At 71.4% G+C, this 18,181-nt stretch carries 15 protein-coding genes; 13 read left to right on the forward strand and 2 right to left on the reverse strand.

Annotated elements, in window-relative coordinates; genetic code table 11:
* Positions 1–120 precede the first annotated feature (120 nt).
* Both H5411_RS23065 and H5411_RS23070 read left to right on the forward strand, forming a co-directional pair.
* Entirely contained in the window at positions 121–1,035 is a 915-nt protein-coding gene (locus H5411_RS23065; RefSeq protein WP_101438698.1) for a shikimate dehydrogenase, read from the forward strand.
* Positions 1,025–2,836, forward strand: coding sequence for a sugar phosphate isomerase/epimerase and 4-hydroxyphenylpyruvate domain-containing protein (locus H5411_RS23070; protein WP_101441190.1), 1,812 nt, complete (start codon positions 1,025–1,027; stop codon positions 2,834–2,836). The genes H5411_RS23065 and H5411_RS23070 overlap by 11 nt, the downstream gene beginning before the upstream one ends.
* Positions 2,837–2,913: 77 nt before the next feature.
* Here H5411_RS23070 and H5411_RS23075 read toward each other — a convergent pair whose 3' ends face one another.
* On the reverse strand, positions 2,914–3,582 hold the full coding sequence (locus H5411_RS23075; RefSeq protein WP_101438699.1) for a response regulator: 669 nt from the start codon (positions 3,580–3,582) through the stop codon (positions 2,914–2,916).
* A gap of 4 nt (positions 3,583–3,586) precedes the next feature.
* The gene (locus H5411_RS23080) at positions 3,587–4,213 is read right to left on the reverse strand and encodes a sensor histidine kinase (RefSeq protein WP_143271454.1); all 627 of its coding nucleotides are present in this window, start codon (positions 4,211–4,213) and stop codon (positions 3,587–3,589) included.
* A gap of 208 nt (positions 4,214–4,421) precedes the next feature.
* On the opposite strand from H5411_RS23080, the gene H5411_RS23085 reads away from it, so the two are divergent.
* The 11 genes from H5411_RS23085 (at position 4,422) to H5411_RS23135 (ending at position 18,173) form a co-directional block, all read left to right on the forward strand.
* On the forward strand, positions 4,422–5,162 hold the full coding sequence (locus tag H5411_RS23085) for a polysaccharide deacetylase family protein (protein WP_101438701.1): 741 nt from the start codon (positions 4,422–4,424) through the stop codon (positions 5,160–5,162).
* A gap of 4 nt (positions 5,163–5,166) precedes the next feature.
* The gene (locus tag H5411_RS23090; RefSeq protein WP_158242536.1) at positions 5,167–6,288 is read left to right on the forward strand and encodes a glycosyltransferase; all 1,122 of its coding nucleotides are present in this window, start codon (positions 5,167–5,169) and stop codon (positions 6,286–6,288) included.
* A 31-nt stretch (positions 6,289–6,319) separates the two neighbouring features.
* Positions 6,320–7,606 (forward strand): carboxylate--amine ligase, encoded by a 1,287-nt coding sequence (locus H5411_RS23095; protein WP_183124973.1) that lies wholly within the window; start codon positions 6,320–6,322, stop codon positions 7,604–7,606.
* Positions 7,603–8,790 carry an FAD-dependent oxidoreductase gene (locus H5411_RS23100; protein WP_101438703.1) on the forward strand — a complete coding sequence of 396 codons (1,188 nt, stop codon included), beginning with the start codon at positions 7,603–7,605 and terminating at the stop codon, positions 8,788–8,790. Before H5411_RS23095 ends, H5411_RS23100 begins: the two co-directional genes overlap by 4 nt.
* Positions 8,787–10,160 (forward strand): sugar transferase, encoded by a 1,374-nt coding sequence (locus tag H5411_RS23105; protein WP_101438704.1) that lies wholly within the window; start codon positions 8,787–8,789, stop codon positions 10,158–10,160. Before H5411_RS23100 ends, H5411_RS23105 begins: the two co-directional genes overlap by 4 nt.
* Complete coding sequence (locus tag H5411_RS23110) at positions 10,157–11,320, forward strand: glycosyltransferase (RefSeq protein ID WP_183124974.1); 1,164 nt, start codon at positions 10,157–10,159, stop codon at positions 11,318–11,320. The genes H5411_RS23105 and H5411_RS23110 overlap by 4 nt, the downstream gene beginning before the upstream one ends.
* Positions 11,304–12,104 (forward strand): response regulator transcription factor, encoded by an 801-nt coding sequence (locus tag H5411_RS23115; RefSeq protein ID WP_244194800.1) that lies wholly within the window; start codon positions 11,304–11,306, stop codon positions 12,102–12,104. Before H5411_RS23110 ends, H5411_RS23115 begins: the two co-directional genes overlap by 17 nt.
* A gap of 106 nt (positions 12,105–12,210) precedes the next feature.
* Positions 12,211–14,256: a hypothetical protein gene (locus tag H5411_RS23120; protein ID WP_183124975.1), complete on the forward strand. Its 2,046-nt coding sequence runs from the start codon at positions 12,211–12,213 to the stop codon at positions 14,254–14,256.
* Positions 14,257–14,270: 14 nt separating this feature from the next.
* Positions 14,271–15,713 (forward strand): GT4 family glycosyltransferase PelF, encoded by a 1,443-nt coding sequence (pelF, locus tag H5411_RS23125; protein ID WP_158242537.1) that lies wholly within the window; start codon positions 14,271–14,273, stop codon positions 15,711–15,713.
* Entirely contained in the window at positions 15,710–17,149 is a 1,440-nt protein-coding gene (locus tag H5411_RS23130) for a hypothetical protein (RefSeq protein WP_101438708.1), read from the forward strand. Before pelF ends, H5411_RS23130 begins: the two co-directional genes overlap by 4 nt.
* Positions 17,150–17,177: 28 nt before the next feature.
* A complete protein-coding gene (locus H5411_RS23135; RefSeq protein WP_101438709.1) occupies positions 17,178–18,173 on the forward strand; it encodes a GDP-mannose 4,6-dehydratase in 996 nt (331 codons plus the stop codon).
* Positions 18,174–18,181 lie beyond the last annotated feature (8 nt).

Here is an 18,181-nt window from a genome sequence, read left to right on the forward strand (position 1 = left end):
CGGGCCGTCCTGCGCTGCTGTGCTCACGCCGCCGAGGATATCCGCCCGCCGGCTTCCCTTCCGCGCTCCGACACGGTACAAGTAACTAACTGGTACATACATCGGAGGCGAGGGAGTTCCATGCCGCAGGACCGCACCACCCGGCCGGCTTCCGGCCCCGGCCGGCTGCTGACCGGCCTCATCGGGGCGGGGATCGGGCCCTCCCTTTCGCCCGCGCTGCACGAGCGCGAGGCCCGCGAACTCGGGCTCGACTGCGCCTACGCCCGGTTCGACCTCGACGAACTCGGCGTGGCGCCGGAGGCCGTCGGCGACCTGCTCGCCCGCGTCGCGGCGGAAGGCCTGGCCGGGGTCAACGTCACCCATCCCGCCAAGCAGGCCGTCCTGCGGCATCTCGACGAGCTTTCCCCGGACGCCGCCGCGATCGGCGCGGTGAACACCGTGGTCTTCTCCGGCGGCCGGGCGATCGGGCACAACACCGACTGGTCCGGCTTCCGGGACGGTTTCGTCGCCGGGCTGCCCGGCGCGCCGCTGGACCGGGTCGTGCTGCTCGGCGCGGGCGGTGCCGGGGCGGCCGCGGCGCACGCGCTGCTGAGCCTCGGCGCCGGTTCGCTCACGGTGCTCGACGTCGACGCCGGCCGGGCGGCGCGCCTCGCGGACGACCTCGCGGCGCGATTCGGCTCGGGCCGGGCGATCGGCTCGCCGGCCAGCGCGCTGGAGCGAACGCTGGCCGCCGCCGACGGGCTCGTGCACGCGACCCCGGTCGGCATGGCCGAGCACCCGGGCCTGCCGCTGCCGGTCTCGGTGCTTCGCCCGGAGCTGTGGGTGGCCGAGATCGTTTACCGGCCACTGGAAACGGCGTTGCTGCGGGCGGCACGCGCGCGCGGCTGCCGGACGCTCGACGGCGGGCGGATGGCGGTGCACCAGGCGGCGGAGGCGCTGCGGTTGTTCAGCGGACGGGAACCCGATCCGGCCAGGATGCTGCGGCATCTCGCCGAGCTGGTCGGCGGCGAAGGAGGTGCCGGCCGTGTCGCGTGATTTCCGGACCGCCATCGCCACCGTGTGCCTTTCCGGTGCGCTGGAGGACAAACTCGCCGCCGCGGCGTCCGCCGGGTTCGACGGGGTCGAGATTTTCGAACCCGACCTCGTGGCGTCTCCGCTGCCGCCGGGCGAAGTGCGGCTGCGCTGCGCCGATCTTGGCCTGTCGGTCGACCTGTACCAGCCGTTCCGCGACTTGGATTCGACCGTGCCGGACCGGTTCGCGGCGAACCTGCGGCGGGCGGAGCGCAAGTTCGACGTGATGGAGGAGCTCGGCGCGGACACCGTGCTGGTGTGCTCGTCGGTCGCCGACGACGCGGTCGAGGACCTCGATGTGCTGGCCGAGCAGCTGCGCGAGCTGGCCGAACGCGCCGGCGCGCGCGGGCTGCGGATCGCGTACGAGGCGCTGGCCTGGGGCAGGCACGTGAACACCTACGACCGCTCGTGGGAGGCCGTCCGCCGGGCGGACCACCCCGCCCTGGGACTGTGCCTGGACAGTTTCCACATCCTCTCGCGCGGTTCGGATCCCGCGGGCATCGCCGGAATTCCCGGCGAGAAACTGTTCTTCCTCCAGCTCGCCGACGCGCCGCACCTGTCGATGGACGTGCTGCAATGGAGCCGCCATCACCGGTTGTTCCCGGGACAGGGCGCGTTCGACCTGCCTGGTTTCCTAGCCCCGGTTCTGGCTGCCGGGTACTCCGGCCCGCTGTCGCTGGAGGTCTTCAACGATGTGTTCCGGCAGGCAGACCCGGCGCGGGCAGCCGTGGACGCGCACCGTTCGCTGCTCGCACTGGCCGAGGCGACCCTGCCGGCGGCCGCGGGCCCGCCGGCGCCCGCGGTGCGCGGGCACGCGTTCGTCGAGCTGTCCGCGGACGACAGTCTGAGCCCTGTCCTGGCCGCGCTCGGCTTCGCGCGCACCGGACAGCATCGGACGAAGCCGGTCGAGCGGTGGGAACAGGGCAGCGCCCGGATTCTCGTGAACCGGTCCGGCTCCCCGGCCGCGGTCGGCGCATTGGCCGTCGAATCCGCCGATCCGTCCGGAGCCGCGCACCGTGCGACCTGGCTCGACGCCACACGGCTGCCGCGGGAACGGGGTCCGGCGGAGGCGGACCTGGCCGCGGTGACCGCGCCCGACGGGACCGCGTTGTTCTTCTGCCGCACCGGGTCCGAAGAGGACTGGACCGGCGACTTCGTCCCGACCGGCGAGACAGCCCCGGGCATCGGCGTGACCGCGATCGACCACGTAGGACTGGCGCAGCCGTTCGACCACTTCGACGAGGCGGTGTTGTTCTACCGCAGCGTGCTCGGACTGGAACCGGCCGCCGACGGCGAATTCGCCGCGCCGTTCGGCCTCGTGCGCAGCCGGGCCGTCGCGGACGCCGACCGTCGCGTCCGGCTCGCGCTGACCGTGTCGCTGCTGCGGCGCGGCGAGTGGGCGCCCGGGGTGTCCGAACCGCAGTACGTGGCCTTGGCGGTGGACGATGTCGTCGCCGCCGCCCGCGCCGCCCGTGCTGCCGGCGCACCCTTGCTGGCGATCCCGGACAACTACTACGCCGATCTGGCCGCTCGGCTGGACCTGCCCGCCGAGCGGATCGCCGAGTACCGCGAACTCGGAGTGCTGCACGAGGAAAACCCGGACGGCGCGTACTTGCAGGTGTGCACGGAGGTACTCGGCGGCCGGGTATTCCTCGCGCTGGTCCAGCGGCTGGGGGAGTACGACGGGTACGGCTGGACGGACGCCCCGGTCCGGATGGCCGCCCATCGGCGCCGGCGGCTGGCGCGGGAGCATGCGCACGCTTGATGATCGCCGCTGTCTCATCGCGCAATGGTGCAGAGGGATGACCTAGGCGCCATCCGGACCGATGCCTGCGCTCGCCGTCAGTGCGGGCCTTCGTGGCTCCCGTGCCGGGCGGGCAGATCCACGCCGTCCACGAGGCCGTGGCGGACCGCCAGCGAAGCCGCTTGCAGGCGCGAGTGGACGCCCAGTTTCGTCAGCACCGCTTGGACATGCGTCCGCACCGTCGTCGCCGACACGCCCAGCCGCCAGGACATCGCGGTGGTGTCCAGGCCCTCTGCCAGCAATGCCAAGCACTGCCGCTCCCGGGTCGTCAGGAACGACGCCAGCCGCACGGCGTCCATGTCTCCTCGGGATCTCGGGCTCGCGGCAGGCAATTCCACGACGATGTCGCCCGCGTAAGCGCGGCGGATGGCGGTGACCAAGGCGGGCAGGCCCAGTGTCTTGTGGACGAATCCGGCTGCCCCGGCGGCCATCGCCAGGACCATTCCGGTCGGATCTCGGTCCGCGGTCAGGATGATGACCTTCGTGTTCCGGTCGGCGCTGCGGACGTCGGCGACCGCGCGGGTTCCTTCGCCGTCGGAGAAGTGGCGGTCCAGCAGGCAAAGATCCGGGTTCAGGTCCGCCACCGCGTCGATCGTGGCGGAGAGGGTGAGCTTGATGGCGAGCACGGTGAAGCCCTGCTGGCCGAGCGCGGTGCCGAGGGCGTCCGCGAACAGCTGGTGGTCGTCGCCGATGACCAGGCTCGCCATCGGGTCAGTCCGCCGGCGTCGCGAACACGAGCCGGACGCAAGTGCCGTGCGGCGTGCGGTCTTCGAACCGCACCTGAGCGCCTCCGGCACCGGCTTGTTCGGACACGATCCGCAGCCCCCGCGCAGCCCAGCCCTGTGGTCCGCGGCCGAACCCGGGGCCGTTGTCGGCGATCGCGACGGTCACCGGCGGACCCGGTTCGGCGGACAGTTCGACCTCTCCGCCCGGGCCCGCCGCTCGCGCCGCGTTGCCGACCAGGTTCGTGATCACACGCCACAGCGACAGTTCGTCGGTCACGAGCAGCACCGGTTCGTCGGCACGCACTTTCACCGCCGCGCCGCCGGTTTGCGTCGCGATCTGCGCCGCGCACTCGAGCAAGGCGACCACGTCCACCGGCTTCGGTGCGCACTCCGCTGCCGACGCCTGCCGGACCAAGGCCAGCAAGCGGGCGGTCTCGTCCGAAATCACCGCGATCCGGCGGTGCGCCCCGGCGGACAGGCGCTCGGAATTCAGCACCGATTCGGTCAAACAGGACAAAGCGAACAAGCCGTGTCCTAAATCGTGCAGCACATCACCGGAGAAGAGTCCCGGGGCAGGCCCGGTATCGGTGTGCCGCAAAAGTTCCGATGACATTGTGCACCTCGCCCCGACGGCCATTCGTAACGCCCTTTAATCGTGCGCCGCGCGAGGAAGGTTACGGCCCTCCTCGACGTGATCTCCGGAAACGGGGCGAGCCGCAATCGTCCTCGTTGCCGATCCGCCGGGATTTCCGGCCGCGTTACCGTCCGATGGTTCTCCGGCTGCGCGGCGTCGCCGGGCCGGATCCGAACCGGGAGGGCCGATGGGCGATCCGCCGGACGAAATGCCGCTCGTGTTCATGTATCACTCGATCGCGAGCTACACCGAAGATCCTTACCTCATCACGGTTCGTCCCGAACGTTTCGAAGCGCAGATGCATTGGCTGTGGCGCCATGGCCGGCGCGGCGTCTCGATGCGGACGCTGCTGGACCGCCGTCGCCGGGGCGAGGGCGGCGACCTCGTCGGCCTGACCTTCGACGACGGGTACCTCGATTTCTTCGACCACGTTCCGCGGGTGCTCGCGCGGTACGGCTTCACCGCGACGGTATTCGCGATCGCCGGCCGCCTCGGCGGCACCAACGAATGGGACGGCGACGGTCCGCGCAAGCGCCTGATGGACGCGAGAAATCTTCGGGAATTGGTCGCCATGGGGATCGAGATCGGTTCGCACGGGATGCGGCATGTCCACGTTCCCGCGCTCCCGCCGGACGGAGTCGAAGACGAACTGCTGCACAGCCGGGAGCTGCTCGAATCCGTGATCGACACGCCGGTGACGGGTTTTTGCTATCCCTATGGCGACGTCGACGGAAAAACGATCACGTCCGTTCGGGAAGCCCGATACGATTATGCCTGCGCGGTTTCGCACAGCGCGTGGGATTCGCGGTTCGCAATTCCGCGAGTCTATGTCGGCGACCGCGACACCGGCCTCCGGCTGCGCGCGAAGCGGCTGCGCCACCGCATCCGGACCGGGGACAGCCGGCTCGAACCCGCGGTCAGGGACTGACCCGGTGCTCTCGGTTCTGCACGTCGTCCAGCCCGCGGACGGCGGCGCGGCGGCTTACGTGGCGGCAGCTGCCGCGGACCAGCGGGCGCGCGGCTGGCGGGTCGCCGTCGCCGGCCCCTCTGCGCTGCGGGAAACGCTTGCGCGCCAAGACATCCTGCTGCTTCCTTGGCAAGCCGGCCGGACCCCGGGAGCCGCCACCGCGGCCGAGGTGCGGCGGGTGCGCCACCTGGTTCGGGCGTTCCGACCCGATCTGCTGCACCTCCACTCGGCGAAGGCCGGTCTGGCCGGGCGGCTGGCGGTGCGGGGTGCCGTGCCGACTTTGTTCCAGCCGCACGGCTGGTCCTGGTTGGCCGCCGCCGGCGGATCTGCCCGCGCGGCACGGGTTTGGGAGCGCTACGGGGTTCGGTGGACGGCGGCGACCGTCTGCGTCGGAACCGGCGAGGCGCGAGCCGGTCGGCGGGAGGGCGTCGGAGGGACGTTCACCGTCATTCGCAACGGAGTGGACCTCGCCCGGTTCCGCCCCGGCGCGATGACGAGAACGGCCGCGCGGCACGCGGTGGGGATCGCCCCGGACGTGCCCGTCGCGGTATGCGTCGGGCGACTGACCCGGCAAAAGGGCCAGGACCGTCTCGTCGCGAGCTGGCCGCGGATCCGGGCCGCATTCCCCGCGGCGCACCTGGTCCTGGTCGGCCCCGGCGAAGCGCCGTCGGCCGCCGGCGTCCGTTCCGTCGGCCGCGTCGACGACCCTCGGCCCTGGTACCGCGCGGCCGACGTCGTCGTTCAGCCCTCTCGCTGGGAAGGTCTCCCGCTGACGGTCCTGGAAGCCATGGCGTGCGGGAGATCTGTGGTCGCCACCGACGTCGAAGGACTGGCCGAGGCGATCGGCCCGGACACCGGGGCCGCGGTTCCGATGGCCGCACTCGCAGGCGAAATCCTCCGGCGGTTCGCGGACCCGGCGCGAGCGGAGCGGGAAGGACAGGCCGGCGCCCGCCGCGCGGGGCGGCTCTTCGATCTGCGGGAGACGCTGGCGCGGTTGGCCGAGGCGAGTGTCCAGTACGCGAAACCGTCCCCTGTGCGTAGGGAACCTCGTCCGGTTGCGCGAGGTTCGATCGATCCCGGCATGTGACCGTCTTCCGAGTCTGCCCCAGGAGTAGCCGATGCGCCGCCAGCCGAATTCGCCGCCCGACGTGGACCGCGCCACGCCCGCGCTCGTGCTGAAGCTCGACGCCAACGTGTTCCACCACGGCGGCCTCGGCGTGATCCGGTCGCTGGGCCGGCTCGGCGTCCCGGTCTACGCGGTGCAAGAGGAACGGTTCACGCCGGCCGGTGCTTCGCGTTATCTCAGCGGCGGATGGCGGTGGCGGCCCGGGACCGAGGACGCCGCACGGGTGCTGGCCGGTCTCTTGCGGATCAGCGAACGGATCGGCAAGCGCGCCGTCCTGTTGCCGACCGACGACGCCGGCGCGCTGTTCGTCGCCGAGTACCAGGCGAAGCTGCGCGAAGCCTTCCTGTTCCCCGAACCGGATCCGGGGCTCCCGGCGCTGCTCGCCGACAAGTACTCGCTGCACGAGATCTGCCTGCGGCTCGGCGTGCCCACGCCGGCGACCGCGCTCGCCCGCTCGTGGGACGAAGCGGAGGCCTTCTGCGCGGCGCACGGCTTTCCGGTGATCGCGAAACTGGTCCGCCCGTGGCGGCCGTCCGGCGCCGGTCGGACGCGGAGCACGAATCTGGTGCGCACGCGCGAGGAACTGCGGGGACTGATGGAGCGCGCCGAGCTGATGCTCCAGGAGTACCTGCCCGGCGGCGCGGAGGCTGACTGGTTCTTCCACGGCTACTGCGACGAGCATTCGGTGTGCCGTCCGGCGTTCACCGGCCGCAAGCACCGGTCTTATCCGGCGGGGGCCGGGCTGACCGCGTTCGGCACCGCCGAGCCGAACGCCGAACTGAGCGACGCCGTCCAGACGATGCTCGAGCGGCTGTCCTACCGCGGGATCATGGACCTCGACCTCCGGCGGGACCCGCGCGACGGCCGGTACAAGCTGCTGGACTTCAACCCGCGGCTCGGCGCCCAGTTCCGGTTGTTCGCCGACGACGCCGGGGTGGACGTCGCGGTCGCCGCCCACCTGCACCTCACCGGCCGCGAGATCCCGGTCGGAAACCCGGTCCGGCGCGGGTTCCTCGTGGAGAACTACGACCCGTTCGCCGCGCTGGGCTCCTGGCGCCGCAGCCAGCTGCGGCCGGGCGACTGGCTGAGGTCCCTGCGCGAAGTCGACGAACTCGCCTGGTTCGCCCGCGACGACCTGGCGCCCTTCGGCCTGATGTGTGCCCGCCTGGCCTGGCGGATCCTGCGCCGTCCGTTCCCGGCCGCGCACCGGCCGGACGAACCGACCCCGAGACACCGCCGCGGCCGTGCCGCGGCGCAGCACCGGAAGGGGAACCGATGATCAGCCAACCCGAAGTCGTCGTAATCGGAGCGGGTCCGTACGGCCTGTCGATCGCCGCCCACTTGCGCGGCAAGGGCGTGCGGTTCCGGCACTTCGGGACGCCGATGCATCTGTGGCGCGATGCGATGCCGGAGGGGATGTTCCTGAAGTCCCAAGGCTTCGCGTCGAATCTGTCCGATCCGGCCGGCACGCACACGCTCGCCGCGTTCTGCCGCGAGACCGGAAGGGAGTACGGCGACTACGGCGTCCCGGTTCCCCTCGACACGTTCGTCGCCTACGGCGACTGGTTCCGGGCCGCGCAGGCCGCCGGCCTCGAAGACCGGACGGTCGAGCGGATCACCGGCACCGGCGGCGGATACGAGCTCAAGGTCGACGACGGCGAGGTCGTCCGGACCCGGCACGTCGTGTGCGCGCCCGGTGTCCAGCACTTCGCGCACCTGCCGGCGGAATTCGCCCGGCTGCCCGAGCAGGTCTGCTCGCACAGCTCGGCGCACCGCGACCTCGGCCGGTTCCGCGGCAAGGACGTGATCGTGGTCGGGGCCGGTCAATCGGCGCTGGAAACCGCGACCCTGCTGCACGAACGCGGCGCCAGCGTCCGGCTCGTGGCGCGGGCCTCGAAGGTGGCGTGGAACGGCCCGCCGCTGCCGCCGGACCGCCCGCTCCTGCGCAAGCTGCGCGAACCCGAGGCGGGGCTCGGTTCCGGGTGGTCCACGTGGTTCTACTCGACGCGGCCGCGCGTGTACCGCTCGCTGCCGCCGCGGGTGCGGATCCGCCGGGCTCGTACCGCGCTCGGCCCCGCCGGAGCGTCGTGGCTGCGCACGCGCGCCGAGGGAGAGTTCCCGACCCTGCTCGGACGGTCGATCGTCGGCGGCGAGCCGGTCGCCGGCGGGGCCCGCCTGCGCCTGCGCGCCGCCGACGGCACGACCGAACAGCTCGAGACCGAACACGTCATCGCCGCTACCGGGTACCGTCCCGCCGTCGCGCACCTTTCGTTCCTCGACGATGCGCTGCAAGTGAAGCTGCGGCGGATCGGGGGAGCGCCGTGGGTCGACGGCGGGTTCCGGTCCAGCCTCCCCGGGCTGTGGTTCGCCGGACCGGTCGTCGCCAGTTCCTTCGGTCCGGTCATGCGCTTCGTTTACGGCGCGGACTACGCGGCCCGGACGGTCGCGAAGCAGTTCGGATGACGACCGAGGCGCCCGTTGCGCGCATCAGCCCGGACCGGCCCGGCATCGCGGAAATCCCGCGGCGCACCCGGCTCCGGACTTCGTTCGCGCGCACGGCCGCGCTGCCCGCGTGCGACGCGGGGGCCCTGTTCGCCGTGCTCGCGGCGACCGGCGGCCCGTGGTGGCCGAAGGTCGCTTACGCCGGCGCGGTGCTGGCGATCCTGCGTCTCGCCGGAACGCAGCGGCAGCGGATCTGCCTGCGCGTGTCCGACGAGCTGCCCTGGCTCGCCTTTGCCGTCGCGGTTCCGGCCGTGCCCTTCCGACTGGACTGGGGCACTGCGCTGATGGCCGGCACCGCGCTCGCCTTGGGGCGGTTCGCCTGCTTCGCGGCGGTGCGAGCGGCGCGACGGCACCGGTGGGTGGCCGAGTCGGCGCTGCTCGTCGGCACCGGCGCTCTCGGTGTCGAAACCGGGCGGATCCTGGCCGCTCATCCCGAATACGGGCTGTGCCCGCTGGGGTTCGCCGACCGGCTTCCGCCCGGGCCGGAGTCGGAGCTCCCGCTGCTCGGCACGCTCGCCGACCTGCCCGGGCTCTGCGCGCGGCACCGGGTGCGGCAGGTGATCGTCTGCTTCCCGGCCGCGACCGACGCCGACCTGGCCGAGCTTTTCCGCACGAACCGGACCAGGCGCACGCGGGTGTCGGTCGTGCCGCGCCTGTACGAACTGGGCACCCGGATTCCCGCCCGGCACCGCGACGAGATCCATGCGATCCCGCTGCTCCCGCTCGCCTCGCCGCGCACCGGAAGGCTCGGCAGGAGGCTGTTCGACGTGGTCGCCGGTGGCGTCCTCTTCCTCGCGACGGCCCCGGTGCTCGCGGTGTTGATGCTCGCGTTGCTGGTGCGCCACGGCCGCCCCGTGCTGTTCCGGCAGGTCCGGCTCAGCCAGGACGGCCGCCCGGTCGCCGTCCTCAAGCTCCGCACCCTCGACGATCCTCGTCCGGACACCAGCTGGGCCGTGCGCGACGACAGCCGCGGCACCTTGCGCCACTGGCTGCGCGCGAGCCATTTCGACGAGTTGCCGCAGCTGTGGTGCGTGCTCCGCGGCAGCCTCTCGCTCGTGGGCCCGCGGCCGGAGCGGCCGTACTTCGCCGACCGGTTCGACCGGAGCGTTCCCGCGTACCGGCACCGCCACCGGGTGCCCGCCGGGGTGACCGGCTGGGCCCAGGTGCACGGACTCCACGGCGACACGTCGATCGCGCAGCGGGTCCGGTTCGACAACGCCTACATCGAACACCGCTCGCTCTGGACCGATCTGGTCATCCTCGTCCGCACCGCGGGCACCCCGTTCAGCGGTCTGCGCCGATCGCGCCGATCCGAAGGAGGAGAACCGTGAGAGTTCTGCACGTCATCACCGGGCTGGATGTGGGCGGCGCCGAACTGCAGGTCCGGATGCTGCTGCAGCACACCCGCAACGACGCGGAGGTGCTCGCGCTCTACAACCCGGCCAAGGTGGCCGCGATGATCCGCGAGGACGGCGGCCGGGTGCGGGACCTGCGGATGCGCCGCAACACCGAACTGTCCGCCGTGCTGCGGCTCGCGCGGCTGATAAGCACCGAGAAGATCGACGTCGTGCACGTCCACCTGTACCGGGCGTGCCTTTACGGCCGGGTCGCCGCGTGGCTCGCCCGCACGCCGGTAGTCGTCACCAGCGAGCACTCGATCGGCGAGACCCACATCGAGCGCCGCCGGATGACCGCGGGCGTGCGCGCGCTGTACCTCGCCACCGACCTGTTCTCCGACGCCACGATCGCGGTGTCGGAAACCGTGCGCGAGCGGCTCGTGAAATGGGGCGTGCGGGAACGCAAGATCGTCACGATTCCCAACGGGCTGGAGTTCGAGGGCCTGGTGTTCGACCCGGTGCGCCGGCGGGACGCCCGCAGCGGGTTCGGAATCGACCAGGACGCGTTCGTGCTCGGCGTGATGGGCAGGCTGGACGCCGCCAAGCGGATCGAGATCGCGATCGAGGCCGCCGCTCCGCTGCTCGGCGAGAAGTGCAAGATGCTGATCGTCGGCCAGGGCGCGGACCGGGAACGCCTGGAAGGGATCGCGGCCGTGGCCGGCGTCGCCGACCACGTGCTCTTCGCCGGCTACCAGGCCGACGGCCTCGCCATGCTGTCCGCGCTCGACCTTTACGTTTCCACCTCCGCGCAGGAGACGTTCGGCCTGTCGGTGCTGGAGGCGCTGGCGAACGGGATGCCGGCGCTGTTCACCGCCTGCCCCGCGCTCGACGGCATCGCCACCGAGCGGGCACGGCAGGTTCCCGGGGGAGTGGCCGACCTGCGGGCGGAGATCCGCAAGGAGATCGAAGCCGGGCCGCGCCCGCGCGAGACGGTGCCCGCGGTCGTCGACCGGTACGGCATGGCCTCGGTCGCGGCTCGCATCGACGACCTCTACGACGACCTCGCCGCCGCGCGGCGCAAGCGGTTCCGGCTGCGCCGCCGGCCCAGCGGTCCCGCGATCGGAGGAGACCGTGCTCATGTCCGTGCACGATGATTTCGGAGTGCGCGCCGCGCATCGTGACGAGATGACCCCGGTGCGGCTTTTCCTCGTCGACGACCACCAGATGCTGCGCGACGCGCTGGCCGCGCGGCTGTCGCTCGCGCCGGGGGTCTGCGTGGTCGGCGGGGCGGCCGTGCACGACCCGGCGCTGCTGGAACGGATGGGCGGGTCGCGCCCCGATGTCGCGACCGTCGAGATCGGGCACTGCGGCGGCGATCCCGGGGAACTGCTCGGCCGGCTGGCCGAGGAATTCCCGCACCTGTCCGTCGTGGTGCTGACCGATCGCACCGAAACCGACCTGGCGGTCGTCGCCGCCAAGGCGGGCGCGATCGCCTGGGTGCCGAAGAACAGCACGATCGAGCATCTCGTGTCGGTCCTGCACGCCGCGGGACTCGGGCAAGGCACGTATCCGGCGGTGCATCTGGGCGAGGTGCTGCGCGCGTTGCGCGACGACGTCCGCCGGGCCCGTGACCGCAGCGGCCCGCTGGACATGCTGAGCCAGCGGGAGCGCGAGGTGCTGGCCAGCATGGTCGACGGCAAGCGGCGCTCCGAGATCGCGCGGGAACTCTGCGTCTCGACCAACACGGTCCGGACCCACACGCACAAGATCCTCACCAAGCTCGGCGTCGGCAGCAGCCTCGAGGCGGTCCGGGTCGCGGTGTCCTCGGGAATGCGGCCCGCGGCGAACGCGCGACCGCGCGGTCACGGAAGGCAGTCGTGCGACGGATCGGCGGACGGGCAACCGGTTCGCGGTCGTAACGGCGCTCGTCCTGCTTGATGAGCCGCGTCGCGCCGCACGCGCCTAGCGTCGCACGGAAGACCGGTTCCCGCGGACCGCGAATGCCGTTCGGCCGACTTTCGACACAGTGGGAGAAGGAGTTGGCGTGAAGTATCTCAGGAAATGGCGCCCGGCTGCCGCTCTGGCGCTGGCGCTCGGATGCAGCTGCGGATTCGTCGTGGCGCCGGGCATCGCGGCCGCGGCGGGGCCGCCGCGGGTCGACTTGAACGTCCTCGTCGTCACCGACGGTTCGCCCTGGGTGGAGGGCCTCCGGCAGCAGATGGCGTCCGAAGGCGTCGCCACCACGGTGGTCGACCTCAACAACAGCGCCCGCCCGGTCATCACCAGCGGGTTCCTCGCCGACACCCTCTCCGACGGCACGCCGCACGCGAAGTTCGAAGGCGTTGTGCTGCCCAGCGATTCGCCGGCCGGGTTGTCCGCGGACGAGCGGACCGCGCTGACGAACTACGAAACCGGGTACGCGGTGCGCGAGGTGGACAGCTACGTCTACCCGACCGCGAACGTCGGCATGAACGCGCCGGCCTACGCCGGGTCGCTCGACGGCGTCAACGCCACGGTCACCGCTGCCGCGCGCGCGGACGCGTTCCGTTACCTTAAAGGAACTTTCGCCTTCGACGGCCAGCCCGGCGGCCCGCTGTCCTACGGCTATCTGGGGCAACCGCTCGCGAACACCGCGACGTCGTCCTTCACGTCGTTCCTGACCGCGCCGATCCCCGGCTCGGCCACCACCGGAACGCTCGCCGGCGTGTACACCACCGGCAACCGGCAGCAGCTGGAGATCAGCTTCGGCTACAACTACTACCAAGGCCAGTTCCGGTATCTGGCGCACGGCATCGTCGACTGGGTGACCAAGGGCGTCCACTTCGGATACTGGCGCAACTACTTCAGCGTCAACATCGACGACGTCTTCAACTACGACGCGATCTGGAGCGACGTCGGGAAGTGCACCCCCGGCGACGGGACCTGCCCGGCCGGCACGCCGGACACCACGCCAGCGCGGATGTCCGCGACCGACGCTTCGTACGCCGCCCAATGGGAGCAGCAGAACACCTTCACGCTCGACATGCTGTACAACGGCGGCGCCTCGGTGCAGTACCTCGCCGACAACGGCGCGCTGCTCGACCCGCTGCTGCTGCAGTTCCAGCTGCAGGGCGTCAACCAGTTCCGCTGGGTCAACCACACCTACACCCACCAGTTCCTCGGCTGTCAGCAGGACTTCACGGTGATTCCGTGGCGGTGCGCGACCGATTCCAGCGGGAACATCCTCTGGGTGCCCTCGTCGACCATCAACAGCGAAATCAAGCAGAACATCCAGTGGGCCAAGCAGAACGGGATCCCGGTGCGCGGCGGCGAGCTGGTCGCCGGGGAGCACTCGGGCACGTTCATCCTGCCCCAGCAACCGGTCGACAACCCCAACTTCGACGCGGCGCTGGGCCCGGACGGGGTCAAGTGGCTCGGGCTGGACGCTTCCCGCGAAGCGAACCAGCGGGCCGTCGGCGCGGCGCTCGGCGTGCCGCGGCACCCGGTCAACGTGTTCTACAACGTCGCCACCAAGGCGCAGGAGGTCTCCGAGTACAACTGGATCTACACCTCCACCGCCAACGGCGGCAGCGGAATCTGCCAGAACAGCACGACCAGCACCTGCATCGCACCGCTCGACCCGAGCACCGGATGGGATTCCTACATCCTGCCGCAGTCGATCCAGATCGCACTGAGCACCGTGCTGCAGAACGACCCGCGGCCGTACTACATGCACCAGTCGAACCTGACCCAGGACCGCCTGGCGCTGCAGTTCACGAGCGGCCTGTTGTCGGCTTACCGCACTGTCTTCGCGACGAGCACGCCGGTCGTCAACGCGACGATGACCCAGGAAGGACAGGCGCTGCAGTCCCAGAGCCAGTGGACCGCGACGCAGAACGCCGGCACGGTGACCGGCTACGTCCAGGGCACGTCGGTCGTCGTCACCGGGCCGGCGGGCACGTCGGCGCCGCTCACCGCCCCGGCCCAGACCAAACAGGGCAGCCCGGCCTACGGCAACGCCTATGCCGGGGAACGGTCGGCGTACCCCACGCTCGGCTCCTCCCCGCTGGTGCTGACCCTGCCGTCCACCCCGTTCCCGACCTCGCCGTAAGACAGGAGCCGGCGATGAAGGTCGCGCTGATGACCGAAGGCACTTACCCGCACCAGTTCGGTGGGGTCAGTGTCTGGTGCGACCAGCTCGTCCGCGGCATGCCGGAGCACGACTTCCACGTGGTCGCGCTCGTCGCCACCGGCGCCGAGCAGCCCGCGTGGGAGCTCCCGGCGAACGTCGCGTCCGTCCTCAGCGTCCCGTTGTGGGGAAGCGGTCCGGCCGGGCGGAAGCCCGGCCGGACCGGTCGCCGGCGCTTCTCCGCCCTGCTGGCCGAGCTGGTCGACGTGCTGGCGGACAATTCGCCCGAGGCGCCCGCCCGGTTCGGCGAAATACTGCGGGCGTTCTTCGAATACGCGGAAAGCGAAAGCCTCACCGGCGCCTTCGCGACCGACGAAGCGTTCGAGCAGTTCACCCGGCTGTGGTGCGGGCAGTGGCCGGACACCGCACCGGTGCGGCCGAGCCTGCACGACGCCCTCACCGCGCTGCAACTGCTCGACCATTCGCTCCGTCCGCTCGCGCACCCGCCGGAGCCCGCCGACGTGGTGCACGCGGTCACCAACGGGCTCGGCGTGCTGCCCGCGCTGACCGTCAAGTGGCGCTACGGCATGCCGGTGATCGTCACCGAGCACGGCATCTATTTGCGGGAGCAGTACTTGCACGCCCGCAAGGGCCCGTACCGCTGGCCGGTCAAGGCCTTCTACCTGAGGTTCCTCCACCATCTCTGCGCGCTCGGCTACCGCGAAGCCGCGGTGATCACGCCCGGGAACGTCTACAACACGCGATGGGAACAGCGGCTCGGCGCCGCCGCCGAGTCGATCAAGACCGTCTACAACGGAGTGAACCCGGACGATTTCCCCGCCTTCGAAGAAGAACCCGAGGCTCCGACCGTTTCGTGGGTCGGGCGCATCGATCCGATCAAGGACCTCGAGACGCTGATCCGGGCCTTCGCGCTGGTGCGCGAGGAGATCCCGGCCGCGAAGCTGCGGCTGTTCGGTTCCCCGCCCGGCGGACGCGAAGGATACCTGCGGCAGTGCGAGGACCTCATCGTCGAACTCGGCATCGACGGCGCCGCCCGGTTCGAGGGACGGGTGGAGATCATCCGGGACGCCTACGAGGCGGGGCACGTGGTCGTGCTGTCGAGCCTGTCCGAAGGATTCCCGTACAGCGTGCTCGAGGCGATGACCTGCCGGCGGCCGTGCGTGGCGACGGACGTCGGCGGCGTCACCGAGGCGATCGCGGACACCGGGATCGTGGTGCCGCCGCGGAATCCGCGCGCCATGGCGGACGCGTGCGTGCGCTTGCTGCGCGACAGCGAACTCCGGCTGCGGCTCGGGTCCGCGGCCCGGGCGCGGGCGCTCGAGTTCTTCACCGTGGACCGGGCCGTGGAGACGTTCGACGAACTGTACGAGCGGCTCGGCTCCGGTCTTCCGCTGCGGTACGCGGAGGAATCGGCATGAGCGCGGGGACCCTGTCCGGGCTCCAGCAGGCCGTGCCGCCGCACGCCCTGCTGGAGGCACCGGGCCGCCGAGGGCAGCGGGACGGGGTCGGCGAGCTGTGCCAGGAATTCGCCGCGGTGTGCCGGTCGGCGGTCGACCCGCTGGAGATCGCCGCGGCGCTGGAGTTCGACGGGCTCAACGACCAGGCCGTCCGGGAGAAGTACGGCTACGCCGACGTGTTCGAACTGGCCGAGGAGATGCACCGGCGCGTCCCCGCCGACCCGGTCGAGCCGCCCGGCGCCGAGGATCCGTGGCGGCTGGGGCTGGGCCGCCCGGCGTTGCACGGGCTGATCTACAGCCTGCCCGCGATGTTCTTCCCCGCGGCCACTGGTCTCCTCCGCGGTCCCGGCTCGATCACCGTGCTGCTGGTGTCGATGCTGGTTTCGTGGCCGGTCAGCCAAGGACTGGCCTATCTCGGCTACGCGCGGCTCGGGCGGGGTGATGCCGCCGCGACGAAACTGACGCTGCGGTACGGATTTCTGGGCACCGTGGCGGTCGCCGCACTGGCGATGGCGGTCACCGGGCTGGTGGTCGACGCGCGACTGACCGCGCTGGCCTTCGGCTTCGGCCAGGGGCTGTACATGCTGAGCGCGACCGTGCTCATGGTGCTGGGGGCGGAGCGGCTGCTGCTGCTCGTCCTGACGCCGGGTTTCCTTGCCGGGGCAGTGTTCCTGCTGATGGGGCGTCCGAACGGGTTCGCCGTCCCGGTCGCGTGGGCGCTCGCGGTGACGCCGCTGTGCGGTCTCGCGATGTCGATGTGGGTCACGCGGGGCATCGGCAAAGGCGCGGGCAAGCCGTTCGCGTTCGCGGACCTGGTCGCCGCTCTGCCGAGCGCCTCGTTCGGGCTGGCCGCAGCCGCGCTCATCGCCTTCCCCGTGGTGCCGGGGTGGGGTGCCGGCCGGACCGGCATCAACACGGGCGCGCTGCTGGCCGCCCTTCCTCTCTCGCTCAGCATGGGAGCGGCCGAATGGACGCTGTTCTGGTTCCGGCGGCGAAGCTGGCGGCTGCTGCGCGCCACCGGAAAGCTGCGCGCGTTCGGCCGCCGGGCCCGGCTGATCCTGCTTGCCGCACTGGGGCAGTACCTGATCGCGACGGCCGTCCTCATCGCGGCCGTCTCCGCGATCGCGTGGGCGATCGGGCCGGCGCAGCCCGGCGGGAGCGCCTATCCGCAGATCGCCGCGTACCTGGCGCTCGGCGGCGCGATGTTCCTCGCGCTGCTCCTGCAGACCACCCGACTTCGGGTCGTTCCGCCGGCCGCCTGCGCGGTCGCGTTCGCGCTGGAGTTCGCGGGCCGGGACTTCGGGCTGCGCGCGCAATTGGCCGCCACAGTCGGGCTGCTCCTGTTCTTCGGCGCGTACGCCCTGGCTGTCCTGGGCAAGCCGTCGCGGCACACGTAGCGAAGCCATGCAGAGAAGGGATCGATTCATGACGGGACTTGCCGCCGTCACCGGCGCCGAGGGCTTCATCGGTTCGCACCTGGTGGAGGCGCTGGTGCGGCGCGGGCATCGAGTCCGCGCCATGGTGCTCTACAACATGTACAGCTCGCAGGGCTGGCTCGACACCGTGGATCCGGAGATCCGCGCGAACGTCGACGTGGTGTTCGGAGACGTGCGCGACCCGGGGACCGTCCGGGAACTCGTCGAAGGCGCCGAAACCGTGTACCACCTCGCGGCGCTGGGTTCGATCCCGTATTCCTACGCCGCTCCGCGGTCCTTTGTGGACACCAACACGATCGGCACGCTGCACGTGCTCGAAGCGGTGCGCGCCTGCCGCACGCCGCGACTCGTGCACACCTCGACCAGCGAAACCTACGGCACCGCCCGCAGCGTCCCGATCAGCGAGCAGCATCCGCTGCAGGCGCAATCGCCCTACGCGGCGTCCAAGATCGCCGCGGACAAGCTGGTCGAGTCCTACCACTTGAGCTTCGAAGTCCCCGCGGTCACGCTCCGGCCGTTCAACACCTTCGGCCCGCGGCAGTCCGCGCGCGCCGTGATCCCGGCGGTGATCACGCAACTCGCGTCCGGCGCCCGGCAGCTTCGGCTCGGGGCGACCGAACCCACGCGCGATTTCACCTATGTCACCGACACCGCGCAGGCGTTCGTCACGCTGGGCACCGCCCCGGCGTCGGCGGTGCTCGGCGAGCAGTTCAACGCCGGGTCCGGTTCGGAGGTGTCGATCGGCGACCTGGTCGGCGACATCGCGCGGCTGATGGGCGCCCGCGCCGACATCGTCGAGGAGACGCGGCGGTTGCGTCCCAAGGACTCCGAGGTGATGCGGCTGGTGTGCGACGCGTCGAAGCTGACGCAGCGCACCGGATGGCGTCCTCGGCACACCCGCGAGGAAGGACTGCGCAAGACCATCGAATGGTTCTCCGACCCGGTCAACCTGGCCCGGTACCGGCAGAACGAATACAACCAGTGACTTCGAGG

Source organism: Amycolatopsis echigonensis (genome assembly GCF_014174495.1).
Classification (GTDB): Bacteria; Actinomycetota; Actinomycetes; order Mycobacteriales; family Pseudonocardiaceae; genus Amycolatopsis; species Amycolatopsis echigonensis.

What these genes read in the sequence shown, in the direction of transcription:
- H5411_RS23130 (WP_101438708.1), top strand. Translation starts at nt 15,710, where the DNA reads ATGAGCGCGGGGACCCTGTCCGGGCTCCAGCAGGCCGTGCCGCCGCAC.
- pelF (WP_158242537.1), top strand. Translation starts at nt 14,271, where the DNA reads ATGAAGGTCGCGCTGATGACCGAAGGCACTTACCCGCACCAGTTCGGT.
- H5411_RS23100 (WP_101438703.1), top strand. Translation starts at nt 7,603, where the DNA reads ATGATCAGCCAACCCGAAGTCGTCGTAATCGGAGCGGGTCCGTACGGC.
- H5411_RS23115 (WP_244194800.1), top strand. Translation starts at nt 11,304, where the DNA reads ATGTCCGTGCACGATGATTTCGGAGTGCGCGCCGCGCATCGTGACGAG.
- H5411_RS23065 (WP_101438698.1), top strand. Translation starts at nt 121, where the DNA reads ATGCCGCAGGACCGCACCACCCGGCCGGCTTCCGGCCCCGGCCGGCTG.
- H5411_RS23135 (WP_101438709.1), top strand. Translation starts at nt 17,178, where the DNA reads ATGACGGGACTTGCCGCCGTCACCGGCGCCGAGGGCTTCATCGGTTCG.
- H5411_RS23075 (WP_101438699.1), bottom strand. Translation starts at nt 3,582, where the DNA reads ATGGCGAGCCTGGTCATCGGCGACGACCACCAGCTGTTCGCGGACGCC.
- H5411_RS23085 (WP_101438701.1), top strand. Translation starts at nt 4,422, where the DNA reads ATGGGCGATCCGCCGGACGAAATGCCGCTCGTGTTCATGTATCACTCG.
- H5411_RS23095 (WP_183124973.1), top strand. Translation starts at nt 6,320, where the DNA reads ATGCGCCGCCAGCCGAATTCGCCGCCCGACGTGGACCGCGCCACGCCC.
- H5411_RS23080 (WP_143271454.1), bottom strand. Translation starts at nt 4,213, where the DNA reads ATGTCATCGGAACTTTTGCGGCACACCGATACCGGGCCTGCCCCGGGA.
- H5411_RS23105 (WP_101438704.1), top strand. Translation starts at nt 8,787, where the DNA reads ATGACGACCGAGGCGCCCGTTGCGCGCATCAGCCCGGACCGGCCCGGC.